1 protein-coding gene is annotated in these 472 nt (G+C 64.0%); it reads right to left on the reverse strand.

What is annotated here, in order from left to right; genetic code table 11:
• On the reverse strand, positions 1-338 hold a 338-nt coding region (locus AACY52_RS30710; RefSeq protein WP_339561447.1), incomplete at its 3' end, for a gamma-glutamyl-gamma-aminobutyrate hydrolase family protein.
• Positions 339-472: the final 134 nt, after the last annotated feature.

Below are 472 nucleotides of genomic sequence, written 5' to 3' on the forward strand. Positions count from 1 at the left end.
TTGCGCACGGTGCCGCCGAGAGCCTGGGCGATGAGCTGATGGCCGAAGCAGACGCCGACCATCGGCGTCTTCTGGACGTAGGCGGCTCGGACGAAATCCTCCAGCGGCGCGATCCAGTCGAGTTCGTCATAGACGCCGGCCGCTGCACCTGTGATCAGCACGGCCTCGAGTATGCGCGAATCGGGAAGCGCATCGCCATTCGGAATGCTGACGACGTCGAATGCGATGGCCGGATCCTCGGCGCGGAGCATTCGCTGAAACATGTCCGGAAACGAACCGTGACGCTCGCGATGGGCTTTCGGGATTTGTCCGGTTTCGATGATGGTGATGCGTGTCATGTGTCTTGAGATCGAGTGGTTCTTGCCGGCGCGCGCGGATCGCCGCTACGGCGGCATGCGCTCGAGCAGCCCGCTCTGCTTGCGGACCTCGTTGAGAAACGCCTTGGCCAGGCGCGACAGCGGCTCGGCTTCCG

It is taken from the genome of Pseudomonas sp. EA_65y_Pfl1_P113 (assembly GCF_963970525.1).
Classification (GTDB): domain Bacteria; phylum Pseudomonadota; class Gammaproteobacteria; order Pseudomonadales; family Pseudomonadaceae; genus Aquipseudomonas; species Aquipseudomonas tritici.